This is a genomic window from Blastococcus sp. SYSU D00922, from assembly GCF_054050495.1.
The window spans coordinates 217,059-236,355 of the sequence record NZ_JBJGZL010000001.1 but is presented as its reverse complement, the minus strand read 5'-3'; the positions used below and the strand labels follow the sequence as shown (position 1 = coordinate 236,355).

General features: G+C 73.0%; 15 protein-coding genes. 9 read left to right on the top strand and 6 right to left on the bottom strand.

The annotated features are described in order from the left end of the window. Nucleotides 1-47: 47 nt before the first annotated feature. A complete protein-coding gene (gene hrpA / locus ACI78T_RS01190; protein WP_456556264.1) occupies nt 48-4,001 on the bottom strand; it encodes an ATP-dependent RNA helicase HrpA in 3,954 nt (1,317 codons plus the stop codon). A 173-nt stretch (nt 4,002-4,174) separates the two neighbouring features. On the opposite strand from hrpA, the gene ACI78T_RS01185 reads away from it, so the two are divergent. The 3 genes from ACI78T_RS01185 (at nt 4,175) to ACI78T_RS01175 (ending at nt 8,490) form a co-directional block, all read left to right on the top strand. After that, the gene (locus ACI78T_RS01185; RefSeq protein WP_456556263.1) at nt 4,175-4,678 is read left to right on the top strand and encodes a MarR family winged helix-turn-helix transcriptional regulator; all 504 of its coding nucleotides are present in this window, start codon (nt 4,175-4,177) and stop codon (nt 4,676-4,678) included. Next, a complete protein-coding gene (locus ACI78T_RS01180) occupies nt 4,675-6,444 on the top strand; it encodes an MDR family MFS transporter (protein ID WP_456556262.1) in 1,770 nt (589 codons plus the stop codon). Before ACI78T_RS01185 ends, ACI78T_RS01180 begins: the two co-directional genes overlap by 4 nt. Before the next feature lie 252 nt (nt 6,445-6,696). Beyond that, nucleotides 6,697-8,490: an acyl-CoA dehydrogenase gene (locus ACI78T_RS01175; RefSeq protein WP_456556261.1), complete on the top strand. Its 1,794-nt coding sequence runs from the start codon at nt 6,697-6,699 to the stop codon at nt 8,488-8,490. A 73-nt stretch (nt 8,491-8,563) separates the two neighbouring features. On the opposite strand, the gene ACI78T_RS01170 is transcribed toward ACI78T_RS01175, so the two are convergent. Further along, nucleotides 8,564-8,710: a hypothetical protein gene (locus ACI78T_RS01170; RefSeq protein ID WP_164704443.1), complete on the bottom strand. Its 147-nt coding sequence runs from the start codon at nt 8,708-8,710 to the stop codon at nt 8,564-8,566. 211 nt (nt 8,711-8,921) lie between these two features. Between ACI78T_RS01170 and ACI78T_RS01165 the strand changes: the two genes are divergently transcribed. Next, nucleotides 8,922-10,403 (top strand): MFS transporter, encoded by a 1,482-nt coding sequence (locus ACI78T_RS01165; RefSeq protein ID WP_456556260.1) that lies wholly within the window; start codon nt 8,922-8,924, stop codon nt 10,401-10,403. 103 nt (nt 10,404-10,506) lie between these two features. After that, nucleotides 10,507-11,550 carry a YihY/virulence factor BrkB family protein gene (locus ACI78T_RS01160; protein WP_456556259.1) on the top strand — a complete coding sequence of 348 codons (1,044 nt, stop codon included), beginning with the start codon at nt 10,507-10,509 and terminating at the stop codon, nt 11,548-11,550. 57 nt (nt 11,551-11,607) lie between these two features. Here the strand turns inward: ACI78T_RS01160 and ACI78T_RS01155 are convergent, their stop codons facing one another. Further along, nucleotides 11,608-12,312, bottom strand: coding sequence for a hemerythrin domain-containing protein (locus ACI78T_RS01155; protein WP_456556258.1), 705 nt, complete (start codon nt 12,310-12,312; stop codon nt 11,608-11,610). Nucleotides 12,313-12,367: 55 nt separating this feature from the next. Here ACI78T_RS01155 and ACI78T_RS01150 point away from each other — a divergent pair, with 55 nt between their 5' ends. After that, nucleotides 12,368-13,549, top strand: coding sequence for an acyl-CoA dehydrogenase family protein (locus tag ACI78T_RS01150; protein ID WP_456556257.1), 1,182 nt, complete (start codon nt 12,368-12,370; stop codon nt 13,547-13,549). On the opposite strand, the gene ACI78T_RS01145 is transcribed toward ACI78T_RS01150, so the two are convergent. From ACI78T_RS01145 to ACI78T_RS01135, 3 genes are read right to left on the bottom strand one after another with little or no spacing between them, the layout of a single operon-like run. Continuing rightward, a complete protein-coding gene (locus ACI78T_RS01145) occupies nt 13,550-14,221 on the bottom strand; it encodes an enoyl-CoA hydratase-related protein (protein ID WP_456556256.1) in 672 nt (223 codons plus the stop codon). A 9-nt stretch (nt 14,222-14,230) separates the two neighbouring features. Continuing rightward, nucleotides 14,231-14,839 (bottom strand): TetR family transcriptional regulator, encoded by a 609-nt coding sequence (locus tag ACI78T_RS01140; RefSeq protein WP_456556255.1) that lies wholly within the window; start codon nt 14,837-14,839, stop codon nt 14,231-14,233. Between the two features lie 34 nt (nt 14,840-14,873). Then, nucleotides 14,874-15,770 (bottom strand): ABC transporter substrate-binding protein, encoded by an 897-nt coding sequence (locus ACI78T_RS01135; RefSeq protein ID WP_456556254.1) that lies wholly within the window; start codon nt 15,768-15,770, stop codon nt 14,874-14,876. Between the two features lie 114 nt (nt 15,771-15,884). Between ACI78T_RS01135 and ACI78T_RS01130 the strand changes: the two genes are divergently transcribed. Genes ACI78T_RS01130 through ACI78T_RS01120 form a run of 3 tightly spaced genes read left to right on the top strand, consistent with a single transcriptional unit; the run spans nt 15,885 to nt 19,296 of the window. After that, nucleotides 15,885-17,600 carry a phosphatase PAP2 family protein gene (locus ACI78T_RS01130; protein WP_456556253.1) on the top strand — a complete coding sequence of 572 codons (1,716 nt, stop codon included), beginning with the start codon at nt 15,885-15,887 and terminating at the stop codon, nt 17,598-17,600. Then, on the top strand, nt 17,597-18,193 hold the full coding sequence (locus ACI78T_RS01125) for a hypothetical protein (protein ID WP_456556252.1): 597 nt from the start codon (nt 17,597-17,599) through the stop codon (nt 18,191-18,193). Before ACI78T_RS01130 ends, ACI78T_RS01125 begins: the two co-directional genes overlap by 4 nt. Further along, the gene (locus tag ACI78T_RS01120; protein ID WP_456556251.1) at nt 18,193-19,296 is read left to right on the top strand and encodes a lysylphosphatidylglycerol synthase transmembrane domain-containing protein; all 1,104 of its coding nucleotides are present in this window, start codon (nt 18,193-18,195) and stop codon (nt 19,294-19,296) included. Before ACI78T_RS01125 ends, ACI78T_RS01120 begins: the two co-directional genes overlap by 1 nt. Nucleotide 19,297: the final 1 nt, after the last annotated feature.

Below are 19,297 nucleotides of genomic sequence, written 5' to 3'. Positions count from 1 at the left end.
CGGGGCGGTTCGCCGTCAGGCGATGAGCTAGTCGGGGCGGTTCGCCGTCAGGCGATGAGCTGGTCGATCGCCTTGTAGACGCGCTGCTCGGAGATGGGCCGCGGCGTGCCGATGCCCTGGGCGAACAGCCCCACCCGCAGCTCCTCGATCATCCAGCGCACGCGCGCCACCGGGTCGTCGGGCGCCCCCGTGCCCGGCTGCTGCGCCCGCAGCTGCTCGTACTCCGCGGTGACCGCCTCGACCTGGCGCATCCACAGCTCGTCGCGCGCCGCGTTGGCCGGCAGCTTCTCCAGGCGGTAGGCCATCGCGCGCAGGTAGCGGACCAGGTCGGGCAGCCGGCGTCGGCCGGCGGCGGCCACGAACCCGCGGTGCAGCAGCCCGGTCATCTGGCGGCGCAGGTCGGCCACGGCGGCCTCCGGGACGCGGCGGGCAGGTGCGGCCCCGATGGCGACCGCGACCTCGCGCGCCTGGGTCAGCACGTCCTCGACCTTCTGCACCGCGTCGACGGTCAGCCGGTGCAGCTCGCCCTTCGCCGTGGCGACCAGCGCCGAGAAGGCGGCCTCGTCGCGCGGCGGCCCACCGGCCGCGGCGATCAGCTCGTCGGCCGCCGCGTCGACGCAGTCGGCCACGAGCTCGGGGATCTCCCCGTCCGGGTTGAACTGGAGAGCCAGTCGCGAGCGCGGCGACAGCGTCTTCACGACGGCCTTGACCGGCGACCCCGCCACCAGGATCAGCAGCCGTCGCGCGCCCCGCCGGGTCAGCCGCTCGGCCTCCGCCTCCATGGGGACGACGCGGATGCCGACGGTCTCGCCCTCGTCGACCAGCGCGGGGTAGGCGGTCACCACGTGGGCGCCCCGCTGCACGTCGACCGTCCGCGGCAGCGTGCCGAACGTCCACCCGGTCAGCCCGGTCCGCTCGAGGTCGGACGCGGCCCGCGCCAGGCTGGCGCGCGCCTTCGGCGCCACCTGGGCGCGCAACGCCTCGAGGTCCTTGCCCGTAGCCATCGGCCGCTGCTGGTCGTCGAGCACCCGGAACGTCGCCCGCAGGTGACCGGGCACCTGGTCCGGCGCCCAGGCGTCCGGCGGGATGGTCACCGCGGTGGCCCGCCGCAGCTCGCGCTCGAGCGCGGGCAGCAACGGCTCCCCCGGGTCGATGTTGGGCAGGACCTCCCGCACCCGGTCCGGGATGGGCACCAGGCCACGCCGCAGCTGCTTGGGCAGCGTCCGGAGCAGCGCCGTGACCAGCTCCTCGCGCAGGCCGGGCACCGTGAACGCCAGCGACTCCCCCGACGTCGCCTGCGCGACCCCGTCGAGCACCGCCAGCGGGACGTCGACCGTGACGCCGTCCTGCGCCGCCCCTGGGGCGAACGCGTACGAGAGCGGCAGGGTGAGGCCCTGCGAGAGCTGGACCTCGTCCGGGTAGTCCTCGGGGCGGACCTCCCCCGCGGCCGCGGCGTTGGTGAGCATCTCCGGGGTGAACGTCAGCAGGTCGGGCGTCTGCCGGCGGGCGGTCTTCCACCACCTGTCGAAGTGCCGGGTCGAGACGACGTCCGCCGGGATCCGCGCGTCGTAGAGCTCGAACAGCGTCTCGTCGTCGACGCCGATGTCGCGGCGGCGTGCACGCTCCTCCAGCTCGGCGACCTGCTCGATCGCCCGCTGGTTGTCGGCCCAGAACCGGTGGTGCGTCGTCCACTGCCCCTGGACCAGGGCGTGGCGGATGAACAGCTCCCGGGAGACGACCGGGTCGATCGAGCCGTACTGCACCCTCCGGCCGACGACCAGCGGCAGCCCGTAGAGCGTGACCCGCTCGGTGGCGACCACCGAGCCGCGCTTGGCGTCCCACCGCGGCTCCGAGTACTGGCGCTTGACCAGGTGGTCGGCCAGCTTCTCGACGGTCTCGGGGTCGATGCGTGCCACGGTGCGGGCGAAGAGCCGGCTGGTCTCCACCAGCTCGGCGGCGACGACCCAGCGCGGCGGCTTCTTCGCCAGCGGGGTGCCCGGGGCGATCACGAAGCGGGTGTTGCGGGTGCCCAGGTACTCGCGACCGGGGCGGCCCGGCTTGCCGTCCCGGTTCTTGGCCGGCTCCATCTGCAGGCCGACGTGGCTCAGCAGCCCGGCGACGAGGGACGCGTGGATGCCGCGCTCGTCGGGCTCGGTGGCCGGCTCGCCCAGCTCCATGCCCAGCCGCCGGGCGGTCCCGCGGAGCTGTCCGTGCAGGTCCTGCCACTCGCGGATGCGCAGGTAGTGCAGGAACTCCCGCTTCACCGTCCGCCGGAACTGGTTCCCGCTCAGGGCGTCCTGCTGGTCCGAGAGGTACCGCCACAGGTTGAGCAGCGCCAGGAAGTCGGAGTTCTCGTCCGCGAACCGCGCGTGCATCTGGTCGGCCGCCTGCTGGTGCTCGGTCGGCCGCTCGCGCGGGTCCTGGATGGTCAGCCCGGCCGCGATCACCAGGACCTCGTCGAGCACACCGCGGCGGTCCGCCTCGACGACCATCCGTGCCATGCGCGGGTCCAGCGGCAGGGCGGCGAGCGCCCGGCCGGTGTCGGTGAGCTTCCCGTCCCCGTCGAGGGCGTGCAGCTCCTCGAGCAGGGCCAGGCCGTCGGCGATCGCGCGGCGGTCGGGCGGGTCGACGAACGGGAACTCCTCGACGACGCCCAGGTCGAGGGCCGCCATCTGCAGCAGCACCGACGCGAGGTTGGTGCGCAGGATCTCCGGGTCGGTGAACTCCGGCCGGGCGTCGAAGTCGTCCTCGGTGTAGAGCCTGATGGCGATCCCCGGGCCCAGCCGGCCGCAGCGGCCCGAGCGCTGCCGGGCCGACGCCTGGCTCACCGGCTCGATCGGCAGCCGCTGCACCTTGGTGCGATGGCTGTACCGGGAGATGCGCGCGGTCCCGGGGTCGATGACGTAGCGGATCCCGGGCACGGTCAGCGAGGTCTCGGCGACGTTGGTCGACAGCACGATCCGCCGGCCGGTGTGCGGGGCGAAGACCTTGTGCTGGTCGGCCGCCGACAGCCGCGAGTAGAGCGGCACGATCTCCGTGTTCGGCAGGTCGCGGTCGGCCAGCGCGTCCTGCGTGTCGCGGATCTCCCGCTCGCCGGCGAGGAAGACCAGGACGTCGCCGGGCCCCTCGGCGACCAGCTCGTCGACAGCATCGAGGATCGCCGTCACCTGGTCGCGGTCCGGATCGGCCTCCGGGTCGTCGGGGTCGACGACCGGCCGGTAGCGGACCTCGACCGGGTAGGTCCGCCCGCTCACCTCGACGACCGGGGCGCCCGCGAAGTGGGCGGCCACCCGCTCGACGTCGATGGTCGCGGACGTGATGACCAGCTTCAGGTCCGGCCGGCGCGGCAGGATCTGGGCGAGGTAGCCCAGCAGGAAGTCGATGTTGAGGCTCCGCTCGTGGGCCTCGTCGAGGATGATCGTGTCGTACTGGCGCAGCAGCCGGTCGTGGGCGATCTCGGCCAGCAGCACGCCGTCGGTCATCAGCTTGACCAGCGTCGAGTCCGACACCTGGTCGTTGAAGCGCATCTTGTAGCCGACGGCCTCGCCCAGCGGCGTACCCAGCTCCTCGGCGATCCGCTCGGCGACGCTGCGGGCGGCGATGCGGCGTGGCTGCGTGTGCCCGATGCGGCCGCGGACCCCGCGGCCGAGCTCCAGCGCGATCTTGGGCAGCTGCGTCGTCTTCCCCGAGCCGGTCTCACCGGCGACGACCACGACCTGGGAGGTCCGCAGCGCCTCGGCGATGTCGTCGCGCCGGGCGCTGACCGGCAGGTCCTCGGGGTAGCCGACCGCGGGGGCGGCGGCACGACGCCGCGCGATCCGCTGCTCGGCGGCCGCGACGTCGGCGGCGATCCGCTCGCGCTGACGGGCGCGCGCCTGCGGGTCCCGGGTCTTCCGCAGGCCGTCGAGCCGTCGGCGCAGCCGGTGCTCGTCGGCGATGGTGAGCGCCGCCAGCCGCTCCCGGAGCTCCGGCTCCGGAGCGGGGATCTCGGGCGCACTCACGGTGGTACTCGGGTTCCTCTCGGATCGGACGGGGCACTCCAGGGTCCCACCCCCGCAGCAGTCGGGTCCCCCGCGGTCGCCGACGTCACACTTCGTGCGCCCTGCAACTTGTTGCTTGTGTCGTGCAACCGGTTGTACCGTGCATGCGACCGAGCTCCGGAGGTGACCTGGTCATGCAGCAGACGCCGGCCGACCGGCTCACCGAGGTGCGCAAGCTCTCCGAGCAGCTGCCCCGCTTCATGCGGGTCGTGCACGCCCTCAAGACCCAGGCGGCGCGCGCCGACAGCCGCGACCGCGCGGCCCTGGTGCTCCTCTTCCCGCTCGTCCGGCTCGGCCCGCTCCGCCAGGGGGCGCTCGCCGAGCTGGTGCACGCCGACCCGTCGACCGTCAGCCGGCACGTCGCCGCGCTGGTGGAGCAGGGCCTGGTCCGGCGGGTCGCCGACGAGGCGGACGGGCGGGCCAGCCGGCTCGTCGTCACCGATGCCGGCCACACCGCTCTCGAGGCCCTGCGCCGGGAACGGGAGAACCACCTCGCTCAGGTCACCGCGGACTGGGAGGCCGACGAGCTGGCCACCCTGACCAGCCTGTTCGGCCGCTTCCTGGACGACCTGTCCGCCGCCCTGCCCGGCATCCCCGACGCCGGCGTCCCCACCGACTCCCCGAGAGAGAACCGATGAGCCAGTCCACCCGCGCCACCGCGGCCGACCGACGGGGCGCTCGCGCCGCCGCGGCCGCGCCGGACGCCAGCGGCGTGTTCACGCACCGCCAGATCCTCACGATCCTCGGCGGCCTCATGCTCGGCATGTTCCTGGCGGCCCTCGACCAGACCGTGGTCTCGACCGCGATCCGGACCATCGCCGACGACCTCGACGGGTACGACCTGCAGGCCTGGGCGACGACGGCCTTCCTGATCACGTCGACGATCGCGACCCCGCTGTACGGCAAGCTGTCGGACCTCTACGGGCGCCGGCCGTTCTACCTCTTCGCCATCGGCGTCTTCGTCCTGGGCTCGATGCTCTGCGGCCTGGCCGACTCGATGTACCAGCTGGCCGCTTACCGGGCGATCCAGGGCATCGGCGCGGGCGGCCTCATGTCGCTGGCCCTGGCGATCATCGGCGACATCGTGCCGCCGCGGGAGCGCTCCCGGTACCAGGGCATGTTCATGGCCGTCTTCGGGACGTCGAGCGTGCTGGGCCCGGTCATCGGCGGCTTCTTCGCCGGGCAGACCTCGCTCCTGGCGATCGACGGCTGGCGCTGGATCTTCTACATCAACGTGCCCCTGGGCATCGCGGCGTTCGCCGTCGTCTTCCGGGTGCTGCACCTCCCGCACACCCGCCGCGACCACCGCATCGACTGGCCCGGCGCCCTGGCGCTGGTCATCTGCCTGGTGCCGCTGCTGATCGTCGCCGAGCAGGGCCGCATCTGGGGCTGGGACTCGGGTCGCGCGCTGCTCTGCTACGCGATCGGCGTCGTCGGTCTGGTGCTCTTCATCCTCGCCGAGCGGGCCTACAAGGACGACGCCCTGCTCCCGCTGCGCATGTTCGCGAACCGCAGCTTCGCGGTGAGCAGCGTCGGCAGCGTCGTCCTGGGTGCGGGCATGTTCGGCGGCATCCTGCTGCTGCCGCAGTACCTGCAGATCGTCCACGGCTCGAGCCCGACGGTGGCGGGCCTGCAGATGATCCCGCTGGTCGCCGGCATCATGACCGGCGCCATGGGCTCGGGCATCGCGATCTCGAAGACCGGCAAGTACAAGATCTACCCGCTGGTCGGGATCGTCTTCATCGTGGCCGCGCTGGTGGCGATGTCGTTCATCATCGACGCCGACACCTCGGTCTGGGTCCTCGCGCCGTTCATGGTCCTGCTCGGTCTCGGGCTCGGCTTCAACTTCCAGCCGGTGATCCTGGCCGTGCAGAACGCCGTCCGGCCGACCGAGATGGGCGTCGCCACCTCGTCGGTGACGTTCTTCCGGCAGATGGGCGGCACGATCGGGGTCGCGGCCTTCCTGTCCATCCTGTTCACCACGCTGCCGGACAAGATCAGCAGCGCGGTGCGCGCCGCGGCGGCGACCGACCCGCGGGTGGCCGAGGCCGTGCAGAGCGGCCAGCTCAACGGCGGCGGGGACCTCTCGGACACCTCGTTCATCCAGCAGCTCCCCGACTTCCTCGCGCTGCCGTTCAAGACCGGGTTCTCCGACTCGATCGACCTGGTCTTCCTGGTCGCGGCGATCGTCGTGGCGATCGGCTTCTTCGTGATGCTGTTCCTGCCGGAGCTGCCGCTGCGCAACCAGTCCGGGATCCAGGCCCAGCAGGCCGGCGCCGGCGAGATCACCGGCACCGCGGTCACCCCGGACGTCGAGGCCGACCAGAAGGTGCAGTCGGTCGGCGCCTCGGCACCGACGTCGACGCCGCCGCCGTCCGGCACGGCGGAGGACCCGCGCGACTGACCGCACCGCCGTGTCCCGCAGGGGCCGTCTCTCCCACCGGAGTGGCGGCCCCTGCTGCATGTCGTGCCGAGTGGGCCCCGGAGGGGTCCGCGCAGGCACGACGGAACGGCTCCGCGCGACCGAGGAGGGCACCTGGGCGCGGTGTCGTGCCGAGTGGGCCCCGGAGGGGTCCGCGCAGGCGCGACGGAACGGCCCGCCGCAGCCGCGGAGGGCACCTGGGCGCGGTGTCGTCCGGAGGACGACAATGTCACCGTGGCTCCGTCGCTGATCCTGTCCCGCCGTGACCTCGACTTCATGCTGCACGAGTGGCTCGACGTCGAGTCGCTGACCAAGCGGCCCCGGTTCACCGAGCACTCCCGCGAGACGTTCGACGCCGTCCTGGACCTCGCCGAGCAGATCGCGACCGACCACTTCGCGCCGCACAACCGCACGGCGGACCTGAACGAGCCGCGCATGGTCGACGGCAAGGTCGAGATGATCCCCGAGGTCGCGCGGGCCCTGAAGGTCTTCACCGACGCGGGCCTCATGGCCGGGTCGTTCGACGAGGAGTACGGCGGCATGCAGCTGCCGCACACCGTCGGGCAGGCGGTGTTCGCCTGGTTCAAGGCGGCGAACGTCGGCACGTCGGCCTACCCGTTCCTCACGATGGGCAACGCGCGGCTGCTGCTCGCCCACGGCAGCCCGGAGCAGATCGACACCTACGTGCGGCCCGAGCTCGAGGGCCGCTGGTTCGGCACGATGGCGCTGTCCGAGCCGCAGGCGGGCTCGTCGCTGGCCGACATCACGACGAAGGCCGAGCCGCAGGACGACGGCACCTACCGGCTGACCGGCAACAAGATGTGGATCTCCGGCGGCGACCACGAGCTGACCGAGAACATCGTCCACCTGGTCCTGGCCAAGATCCCCGGCGGACCGGCCGGGACCAAGGGCATCTCGCTGTTCATCGTGCCCAAGTTCCTGCTGAACACCGACGGCACGCTCGGCGAGCGCAACGACGTCGTCCTGGCCGGGCTGAACCACAAGATGGGCTACCGCGGGACGACGAACACGCTGCTCAACTTCGGCGAGGGCGTGCACACCCCCGGCGGCAGGGCGGGCGCCGTCGGCTACCTGGTGGGAGAGCCGCACAAGGGCCTCACCTACATGTTCCACATGATGAACGAGGCGCGGATCGGCGTCGGGGTCGGCGCGACCGTCCTCGGCTACACCGGCTACCTGCACGCGCTGGAGTACGCCCGCACCCGGACGCAGGGCCGCCCGGCCGGCGCCAAGGACCCGGCCACGCCGATGGTCCCGATCATCGAGCACCCCGACGTCCGGCGGATGCTGCTGACGGCCAAGTCCTACGTCGAGGGCGGGATGGCGCTGGGCCTCTACTGCGCCCGGCTGGTCGACGAGGAGCAGACCGCGGAGACGCAGGAGGAGCGCGACCGCGCGCACCTGCTGCTCGACATGCTCACCCCGATCGCGAAGGCGTGGCCCTCGCAGTGGGGGCTGGCGGCCGACGACCTGGCCATCCAGGTGCACGGCGGCTACGGCTACACCCGCGACTACCCGGTCGAGCAGTTCTACCGCGACAACCGGCTCAACCCGATCCACGAGGGCACGCAGGGCATCCAGTCGCTGGACCTGCTCGGCCGCAAGGTCGTGATGCAGGGCGGCGCCGGGCTCGCCCTGCTCGGGCAGACGATCGGCGCGACGACGGCGCGCGCAGCGGGCACCGAGTGGGCCGGCTTCGCCGCCGACCTGGACGCCGCGGTCGCCCGCATGGGCTCGGTGACGGCGACGCTGTGGGGCGCCGGCGACCCGGAGGTGACCCTGGCCAACTCGCACGTGTACCTGGAGGCCGCGGGGCACCTCGTCGTCGCCTGGCTGTGGCTGGAGCAGGCGCTCGCCACGGGCTCGTCGGAGTCGGACTTCCACGAGGGCAAGCGCCAGGCGGCGCGGTTCTTCTGGAAGTGGGAGCTCCCGCGGGTGCACCACCGGTTCGACCTGCTCGAGTCGCTGGACCGGACGGTCCTCGACGCGGACCCCGGCTGGCTCTGAGCCAGGACCCCGGACATGACAGCGCCCCGCTCCTCCTGACGGAGGACGCGGGGCGCGCTGTCGTGCTGCCGGGTCAGGCGGGGGCGGCGCCCACCGTCTCGGCGGCGGCCTGGCGCTGCGTGGCCACACCCTCCGCACGCTCCCGCTCGTAGCGGGCGGTGGACGAGGTGCCCATCGCGATGACCAGGGCCGTCAGGAAGAAGAACCCCAGCAGGGTCACGGCCATCATCATCAGTTCGGTACTCCCCCAAGCAATCGGGTGATCCGCCGGGACAGGGGCGGAACACGTCGTCGGGGAACTGTGTCCCCCGCCGATCGAGGTCTCAATCGTCGAGTTGGGTACTTCACCTGACTGAGTGTGATCGGCTTCACCTCCATCGGTTGCCGACCGCACCGACTTGAGGGCCCGGGCCGCGTGGTCTGATCGATCCGTGCCCACGACCACCGTCCGACCCGGGCTGCTGGTCCTGGCACTGGCCCTCGGGGTCACCACCCTGTCGCTGCTGCAGAGCCTCGTGGTGCCCGTCCTGGGTGCCATCGAGCAGCAGCTGGACGTCTCCGCCGGGGCCGCGGGCTGGGTGCTGACCGCGAACCTGCTCGCCGCCGCCGTCCTCACGCCGGTCCTCGGCCGGCTCGGCGACCTGCGCGGGGAGCGCCCCGTGATCCTGGGGATCCTCGTCGCGGTGGCGGTGGGCACGCTGCTGACCATCGTCACGACGTCGCTGCCCCTGCTCCTGGCCGGCCGGATCCTGCAGGGCGCCTCCTACGGGCTGTTCCCGTTGTCCATCAGCGTGCTGCGCCGCGAGCTTCCCGAACGCCGGCTGAGCGTGGCCATGAGCGTGGTCAGCAGCACCCTGGCCGTGGGCGGGGTGGCCGGGCTGGTGGCCACCGGCCTCCTGATCGGGGACGGCGGCGACTACCGCAGGCCCTTCTGGATCGGACTCGGTGCCGCCCTCGTCTCGCTGCTGATGGCGCACCGGGTGCTGCCGCACCGCCCGTCGTCGGCCTCCGGGCGCGTCGACTGGTGGGGCGCGCTGGTCCTGGGGCTGGGGTTGGTGCTGCTCCTGCTGCCGGTCTCGCAGGGCAACCCGTGGGGCTGGACGTCGCCGGCCGTCGTCGGGTGCTTCGCGGGGGCGGTCGTCGTGCTGGCCGCCTGGGTGGTCCTGCAGCGCCGGACGGCGCAGCCGCTCGTGCGCCCCGCGATGCTGGCCGACCGGCGCACCGTCGTCCCGAACGTCGCCGGGCTCATGACCGGCATCGCGCTGTTCGCCTCCTTCCTCGCCGTCCTGCAGTACGTGCAGGCCCCGCCGTCGGTCACCGGTTACGGCTTCGGCGCGTCGGTGCTGGAGGCGTCGGTCGTCTACCTGCTCCCCGGGGGGATCGCCGGCATCGCCCTCGCCCCCGTCGCCGGCCGCGTGGTGACCCGGCTCGGTGCGCTCCCGACCCTGCTCGCGGGCGCCTCCTCGGGCGTCGCCGGGTTCCTGCTGCTCGCCTTCCTGCGCGGCGAGCCCTGGCTGGTCGTCGTCGCCGGCCTGCTGACCCAGGTGTCGGTGACGGTCGCCTACGCGGCCCTGCCGGCCCTGGTCGTGCAGGCCGTGCGCGAGAACGAGACCGGCGTGGCCAACGCCGTCAACTCGATCGCCCGGTCCGTCGGGCAGGCCCTGGGCAGCACCGTGGCGGTCACGCTCATCGCGGCCGGCCTCGATCCGGCGACGGGATTCCCCGACGAGGGCGTCTACACCCAGGTGGCGCTGGTCGGCGCCCTCGCGACGCTCGCCGTGGTGGTCGTCGCGATCGCCGGGATGGTCGCCGACCGCCGCTCCGGCCGGGCGCGGCGGAGCGACCCGCTGGCCGAGGTGGAGGAGGCCACGGCCCGGGCCGGGGAGTGGTCGCCGGTGTCCGGGATCCGCTGACCACGTCTGCTCCGCCGAACCGTTACCGGCGCGTCCGGCATGGAACGGGTCCGTCCGGGGAACCGCAGTCAGGACTTCCCGCCGCCTGACCCCGGAGGACCCCATGGCCCGAGCCACCGGCTCGCACCGCACAGCGGAGACGCAGTTCCACGGCAACCGTGCCGCCGACACCGCCGGGGACCCCGCGCCCGAGACCGACGAGATCAGCGGCACGCGTGCCGACTACGCGCCCACGGGGGCCGATCCGAAGCCGGGTGCCTTCCCGACGCTGAAGCGCACGCTCAAGGAGTTCAGCGAGGACAACCTCACCGACTGGGCCGCCGCGCTCACCTACTACGGCGTCCTCGCCCTCTTCCCCGCGCTGATCGCACTCACGTCGATCGTCGGGCTGTTCACCACCCCGCGGGAGCTGACCGACGCGCTCACCGCCGTGGTGCCGCAGAGCGCGGCGCGGACCCTGGGTCCGGTGATCGACCAGGTCGCCGGGAACAACGGCACCGCGGGCATCGCGCTGATCATCGGTCTCGCCGGTGCGGTCTGGTCGGCGTCGGGCTACGTCGGGGCGTTCACCCGCGCCGCCAACGTGGTCTACGAGACGCCCGAGGGCCGCAAGATCTGGAAGCTCAAGCCGCTCCAGCTGCTGGTCACCCTGGTCGGCATCCTCTTCGCCGCGGTGATCCTCGCGCTGCTCGTCCTGAGCGGTCCGGTCGTCGACGCGATCGCCGGGGCCATCGGCATCGGTGAGACCGGCCAGACCATCTGGAACGTCGTCAAGTGGCCGGTCGTGCTCGTCGTCCTGGCGCTGATGATCGCCGTCCTCTACTACTCGACGCCGAACGCCAAGCTGCGCGGCTTCAAGTGGGTGAGCCCGGGTGCCGCTGTCGCCATCGTCGTCGCGATCGTGGCGTCGGCCGCCTTCGCCTTCTACGTGGGCAACTTCGGCAGCTACAACAAGACCTACGGCGCGCTCGCCGGCGTCGTCGTCTTCCTGATCTGGTTCTGGCTGATCAACGTGGCGCTGCTGTTCGGCATCGAGCTCGACGCCGAGATCGAGCGGAACCGGGAGCTCAAGGAGGGCGTCCCGAGGGCCGAGAAGGAGATCCAGCTCGACGCCCGCGAGGACCCGAAGGACAAGCAGACGACGTAAGGCGCACGACCACCGCAGGCGCCCCCTCCCCGACGGGAGGGGGCGCCTGCTGCGTAATCAGCGGCTGGTCGGCGGCCGGTCGCCCGTCCGGGACGGCGGCATGCGCTCGACCAGGCCGGCGAGCGCCGCGAGGCCCTTGCTGAGCGCCTCGCCCACCGGCACCAGCTGCGCCGGCGCGCGGCGGACGCCGGCGTCGACGACGTCCCGGGTCCGGTCGAGCAGCGACAGCGGGAGCCCGGACAGGGCGTTGCCGGGCGGACGGCGGGAGACCGTCGGGTGCGGCCGGGTGGGCGACAGGCGCCGCATCAGCTCCCAGCGGCGGCCCAGCCGGCGCAGCTCGTCGGCCGGCACCGCCTGCTGGAGGTGCGGGAAGAGGACGTCCTCCTCGTCGCGCACGTCCTCGCGGAGCACCTCGACCAGGCGGGCCAGCCGGGCCGGGCGGCGCGGGTCGTCGGGCCCGTCGGCCTCGAGCGCGCTGACCAGCTCGTTGACCTCCTGGTGCTCCTTCTCCACCTGCAGGGTCAGGGCGTCGCCGTCCGGGAGCACCCGGCGCAGCACCGGCCACAGCACCGTCTCCTCGGCGAAGGCGTGGCTGAACACCAGCCGGTCGATGCGGTTGAGAACCTCCTCCTGGGTCCGGCCGGTGGTGCCGTCCAGTTCCTGGAGGAGCCGGTCGAGCTCGATGTGGTCGTCGCGCTGGCGGACCAGGACGCTGCCCGGTCCGCCCAGCTCGTCGACGGTCTGGTCGGCGATGGATCGCATGGGGTGCTGGTGCCCATCCGGTTGATCGTCCATGCCGCGCGGGTAGGGGGCGGGCGTGACCGAGGCGAGGACAGTGACGTCCGACTTCTACGACCTGGAGGCGCTCCTCGACGAGGAGGACCGCGCGGTGCTGCACCGCGTGCGCGCGTTCATGGACGAGCAGGTCCAGCCGATCATCAACGACTACTGGACGCGGGCGAAGTTTCCGCTGGAGCTGGTCCCGGGTCTGGCGGAGCTCGGCATCATCGGCACCCCGTACTCCGGCTACGGCTGCCCGGGGAAGTCCTCGCTGCTCGACGGCATGATCTCGATGGAGCTCTCCCGCGGCGACCCGTCGATCGCCACGTTCTACGGCGTCCACAGCGGGCTGGCCATGGGGTCGGTGCACCTCTGCGGCTCCGAGGAGCAGAAGGAGCGCTGGCTGCCGGCCATGGCCCGGATGGACCTGCTCGGCGCCTTCGGCCTGACCGAGCCGGAGTCCGGCTCCGACGTCGCGCGGGGCTTGCGGACCAAGGCCCGCCGGGACGGCGACTCGTGGGTCCTCGACGGGCAGAAGAAGTGGATCGGCAACGGCAGCTTCGCCGACCTGGTCGTCGTCTGGGCGCAGGACGTCGACACCCAGCGGGTGCTCGGCTTCGTCGTGGAGAAGGACACCCCCGGGTTCAGCGCGGTCGACCTCGAGGACAAGATCGCGCTGCGGGCGGTGCAGAACGCCCTGATCACGCTCGACGGCGTGCGGGTGCCCGAGGAGAACCGGCTGCAGGAGGCCAACAGCTTCAAGGACACCGCCAAGGTGCTGAAGATGACGCGCGCGCTGGTGGCGTGGTCGGCGGTCGGCTGCGCGCGCGGCGCCTACGAGCACGCGCTGCGCTACGCCACCGACCGCACCCAGTTCGGCAAGCCGATCGCCGGCTTCCAGCTCGTGCAGGACCTGCTCGTGCGCATGCTCGGCAACATCACCGCCTCGGCGTCGCTGTGCGCGCGGCTGTCCCAGCTGCAGGACTGCGGCACGATGACCGACGAGCAGGCCTCGCTGGCCAAGGCCTTCACCACCGTGCGCATGCGCGAGACCGTCGGCTGGGCCCGGGAACTGATGGGCGGCAACGGCATCCTGCTGGAGCACAACGTCGGCAGGTACGTCGCCGACGCGGAGGCGATCTACTCCTACGAGGGCACCCGCGAGGTGAACACGCTGATCGTCGGACGGGCGATCACCGGCAAGGGCGCGATCGTCTGATCAGCCGCGGGGGTTGTCTCGGTCGCGGAGGACGTCGAGGACCGGCGCGTACAGGCGCGACTTGATCGTCCCGAGGACCTCGCCGGCCTTGCCGGTCAGGGACCCGGCGAGCTCCACCGCGGTCGAGCGCACCTCGTCCTCACCGACCGCCCGGTCGACCACCGCCGCGGCGAGCGCCTCGTCACCGCCGTAGCGGCGGGCGGTGGTCATCGCCTCGTGCGCCGTCTGCGGCGTCAGCCGCGCCTGGATCAGCGCGGACATGCCGCGGGTGAACGGGATGCCGATGTCTGCCTCGGGCAGGCACCAGAACCCGCGGTCGGCCCGCATGACGCGGAAGTCGTGCGCCAGGGACAGCATCGCGCCGGCCGCGAACGTGTGGCCCTGCAGCGCGGCGACGGTCGGCACGGGCAGCGCGAGGTAGCGGGCGAAGAGCTCCTGCACGCTCACCACGTACTCGTCGGACCGATCGGGGTTCGCGAACAGCCACTCGAGGTCCAGCCCGTTGGAGAAGAACTTCCCGGTCGCGGCGGTCACCAGGGCGCGCGGACCGTCGGCCCCCTCCACCTCGTCCAGCGCGGCGACGACCGCCGCCAGCCAGTCCGGGTGGAAGCGGTTCTCGCCGTCGCCGAGATCGAGGACGAACACGTCGCCGGAGCGGTCGAGCACGGGCATCGGGGTCTCCTAGGAGGTGAGGGGGCAGTCGAGGACGGCGGCGACGGCCGCCGCCAGCCGGCGGCGGGTGAGCGGGTGCACCCGCCCGGCGCGGATCTCGGGGAAGAGCAGCGCGGCCGGCAGCCGCACGACGCAGGTGGTCACGACGTCGACCGCGGCCCGGTCGGTGCGGTCCCACACGGCACGGGCGAGCCGGCGCAGGACGGCGGCGAGGTCGCGGTCGAGCGAGCGGAGGTCGGCCGCCACGGCCTCCGGGATGCCGTCGGTGAGGACGTCGTCGCGGCGCAGCGCCGTCAGCAGCCGGGCGGCCGGCGGTTCGACGTCGTGCAGCCGGGCGGGCGCGTCGGCCGCCGCCTGCACCGCGGCCAGGGCGTCCCCGGCGGCCAGCGCCGCCTCGACCGCGGTCCCCTGCACCTCGAGGAGCTGCCGCGCGCGGTGCAGCCAGGCCTGCGCGACGACGTTCTCCACGGATCCGAAGGCGTGGTAGAGGCTGCCGTTCGACGCCCCGGCGCGCTCGGCGAGCGCCCGCACGGTGAGGCTCCCCCGGCCGTGCGCGATGACCAGCTCCTCGGCGGCGTCGAGCACCGTCTCGGGTGCGTGCAGTCGGGGGCGTGCCACGCAGGTAGTAGAGCATGCGCTCCAATACCGGTGCTCAGTCGGTGCCCCACCACCGCATCGCCGCTTCGCGCGGGGTGAGGCCGTCCAGCTCGACGGCCCGGTTGAGCTGCACGAGGTCACCGGTGGTCAGCAGCGCGCTGGTCTCGTCCATCGCGTCGATCAGCCCGTCCCACCGGTCGGCCGCTTCCTTGCGCACCATCGGGATGACGTTCTCGCGGGGCTGCAGCCCCAGGTCGTCGACGAGCAGCATCACCGGCGCCACGGCCAGCCGGGCGTCGGTGGTCTCCAGCAGACCCACCTGGATGTCCCCGGACAGCAGCGCCTCGACCGTCGCCGCCCGGCTCGGCATGGCGAGCACCTCGGCGAAGTCCAGGCCGTAGACCCGCTCCAGACCCTGGAGGCACAGCGGCCGGTCGGGGCACTCCGGGGGACCGCCGAAGGCGATCCGCGCGTCCAGGCGACGCAGGTCGGACAGCGTGCCGACGCCGTTGTCGGCGGCGAACTGCGTGGTGACGGCGAAACCGTTCTGGTCCTCGGCCCGCGCGGCGTCCAGGACCAGCACCCCGCGGCCACCCAGGGTCCGGGACAGCACCGCGTGCATGCCCTCGGGCGTCGCCGGGAGATCGGGAAACGCTGGGCGGGCGAACAGGGTCGCCGTCCCGAGGTAGTCGACGACGACGTCGACGACGCCCTGCTGCAGCGCGGGGGACACGACCTCCCGCGTGCCGATCCCGTGCTGGACCGCGACCGGCAGGCCCGCGCGACGGGCCGCCTCGGCGTAGACCTCCACCAGGATCTGGTTCTCGGGGAAGTCGTAGGAGGCGAACCGGATCGTGTCCGCCGGTGCCGCAGGTGTCTCCGGCGCGCCCCCGCAGGCCACGACCAGGGCGAGCACCAGCACCCCGAGCAGGCCGCCGGGCCGACGTCGCACGACGCTTCTTCCCTTCCCCGGTGTGCGGGCGGGGCCACCCTAGACCGGGTCCGGGCCCGGCGGGGGACGAAAGGGGATGGTCCGGATCCGGTTGCGAGGGCAGCATGAGCCGACATGGCGTCGCTGCCGCAGGCACCGCCCGGTCCGGGGCGCTCGATCCCCGTCCCGCGGCCCGCTCCCCCGGCGATCGCGCGCGTCCGCAGCCGCCGCCGTCCCTCCGGCGAACCGCCGCCGCTGCCCCGCGCCCTGAACGCGTCCGGCAAGTTCTGGCTCGGGCTGTCCGGCGTCGTCCTGGTCATGTGGGTCGTCGTGGTGATCACCGGGACGGTCACGGTGTTCGACGTCGTCGACACCCGCATCCTGCAGGCGATCAGCGAGCTGCGCTCCCCCGGCCTGACCCCGGTGATGGAGGCCCTGGGCGTGCTCGCCACCGGGCGGGCCATCCACGTCCTGTGGCTGAGCAACCTGGTCCTGCTCGTCGTCTTCCGGCGCTGGCGGCACCTGTTCGTGTGGCTGGGCGTGGGCCTGCTCGTCGCCAACCTCGGCGCCTTCCTCGCCCTCACCCTCCAGCGCCCCCGGCCCTACGAGGTCGAGATCATCGGCAGCTGGTCGGGCTTCTCGATGCCGTCGCTGCCGATGACGGTGCTGGCGGCGTTCCTGCTCAGCACCGTCTACGCGCTGATCCCGCCGGGCACCTGGCGCACCCGGGGCAAGTGGGCGGTCGCCGCCCTGCTGGTCGTCACCGCGCTGTCCCGCCTCTACCTGGCACAGGACCACCCCACCGGCATCCTCGCCGGCGTGGTGCTCGGCGTCGCCGCCCCGCTCGCGGCGTTCCGGCTGCTCACGCCGAACGCCGTCTACCCCGTCCGCTACAGCCGGTCGCGCCCCGCGCACCTCGACGTCTCCGGGGAACGGCAGGAGGCGATCGTCCGGGCGCTGCACGACCAGCTGGGCGTGCTCGCCACCGAGGTGGCCCCGTTCGGGCTCGCGGGATCCGGCGGCTCGACCCCGCTGAAGATCACGGTGAAGGCGGCCGACTCCTCCAGCAGCGACGAGAGCTGCATCTTCGGCAAGCTCTACGCGGCCACGCACGTGCGGTCCGACCGCTGGTACAAGCTCGGCCGCACCCTGCTCTACGGCCGGCTGGAGGACGAGAAGCCGTTCCACTCCGTGCGCCGGCTGGTGCAGTACGAGGACTACATCCTCCACCTGTTCTCCGACGCCGGGCTGCCGGTGCCCCACCCGCTGGGCATCGTCGAGATCACCCCCGAGCGCGAGTACCTGCTGGTCACGGAGTTCATCGCGGGCGCCAAGGAGGCCGGCGACGCCGAGGTCGACGACTCGATCATCGACCAGGGGCTGTCGATCGTCCGCCGGATGTGGGACATCGGCATGGCCCACCGCGACATCAAGCCGGCCAACCTGCTGGTGCGCGACGGCACGCTCTTCCTCATCGACTCCGCCTTCGCCGAGGTCCGCCCCAGCCCGTGGCGCCAGGCCGTCGACCTGGCCAACATGCTGCTGGTCCTGGCGCTGCGCACCGACGCCGAGCGGGTCTACCGCCGCGCCCGGCTGCAGTTCTCCGACGAGGAGATCGCCGAGGCCTTCGCGGCCACCCGCGGCCTGACCATGCCCTCCCAGCTGCGCCGGATGCTGCGCCAGCAGGGCCGCGACCTGCACGCGGACTTCCTGCGGCTGCTGCCCTACCGGCTGCCGCCCGTGCGGATCCAGCGCTGGACCTGGCGCCGGGCGGGCCTCACGCTGGTCACCCTCGCCGGTGCCGCCGTCGTCGCGGCCATCACGGTCACGATCCTCGGATCGCCGCTGTGAGGCGCCGGTGGGGCGCGGTCCTGCTCGCCCTCGCGGCCGTCCTGGTCCTGCCCGGGTGCGTCCGCGTCGGCGGCACGCTCAGCGGGGACCTCGTCGCCTGCAAGGAGGGCGACGACGGCACGCCCTCCAACGGCGTCGTCCTGATGGCGCAGGCCGTGCCCAGCGCCACGTGGGTGCCGTGCCTGGAGGGCATGCCGCTGGGCTGGCACTTCTCGGACATGGACGTCGACCGCGGGTCGGGGCGCTTCTGGCTGGACTCCGACCGGGACGGCCTGCACGCCATCGAGGTCCGGCTGAACCGGTCCTGCTCCACGCGTGGCGCGACCGAGATCCCGAGCGACCGGCCGGAGATGCGCCGGCTCGAGCGGGTCAGCCAGGTGACCCCGATGTACGTCGGGCGGCGCTACTACCTGTTCGAGGGCGGCTGCATCACCGTGCTCTTCCGGCTCTCCGGCGAGAACCGGGGCGAGCCGTTCGCGGTCGCGACCCAGGGGCTCGGGGCCGTGGCGCGTGACGACCTGCGCGCGATGGTGCGCGAGGACAGCGGCGGGCGGCTGGAGCTCGACCCGCCCGCTGACGGGGAGGGCGGCTGATGACCACCGTGGAGTCCCCCACCGCGACCGAGGTGCCGCGCCCCCGCCGGGGTGGGTGGCGGCGGTGGGTGGGGCCGGCGCTCTCGCTCGCCCTGGTCGCGGCCGTGTTCGCCTGGTTCCTCCCCCAGTTCACCAGCCTGTCGGACGTGTGGACGTCGGTCCGCGCCATGACCTGGGTGGAGGTCGCGGTCCTGCTGCTGGCCGCCCTGTGGAACCTCGCCACCTACCAGTTCCTGATGATGACGACGACGCCCGGGCTCACGTTCCCCCAGGCCACGGTGTCGACGGAGACGACGACGGCGGTCTCCAACACCGTCGTGGGCGGGGCGGCGATCGCGCTCGGGCTCACCTACGCGATGAACTCGTCGTGGGGCTTCTCGCGGTCGCGCACCTCGGTGTCACTGCTCATCTCCGGGCTGTGGAACAACTTCGCCAAGCTGGGGCTGCCGGTCGTCGCGCTGGTCCTCCTGGCGTTCACCGGGACCCCGACCACCGGCCGCGTCGTCGGCGGGCTGCTGGGCGTCGCGGCGCTGGTGGCAGCCGTCGTCGCCCTCGGCATGCTGCTGCGCAGCGAGGCGGCCGCGGCCCGGATCGGCACCGGTGCGGCCCGGGTGGCGACGGCGCTGCGGCGGGTGTTCGGCCGCGGCCCCGTGACCGGCTGGGACCGGGCGACGACCAAGTTCCGCGGGCGGACGATCCTGCTGCTGCGGGCCCGCTGGCACTGGATCACCCTCGCCACGGTCGTCAGCCACCTGTCCCTGTTCCTGGTGCTGCTGCTGGCCCTCCGGTTCGTCGGGGTCGGCGCCGACCAGGTGAGCCTGGCCGAGGCGCTGGCGGTGTTCGCCTTCGCCCGGCTGCTGACGGCGATCCCGTTCACCCCCGGCGGGCTGGGCGTGATCGAGCTGGCGCTGATCACCGGCCTCTCCACCGCGGGCGGACCGCGGGCCCTGGTGGCCGCCGCCGTGCTGATCTTCCGGGCGCTCACCTTCGTCCTGCCCATCCCCATCGGCCTGGGCACCTACGTCTTCTGGCGGCGCAACCGGTCCTGGCGGCGCGAGCCCGGCGCCGCACCGCGGACCGAGCTGGTGCCGGAGTCGGCCTGAC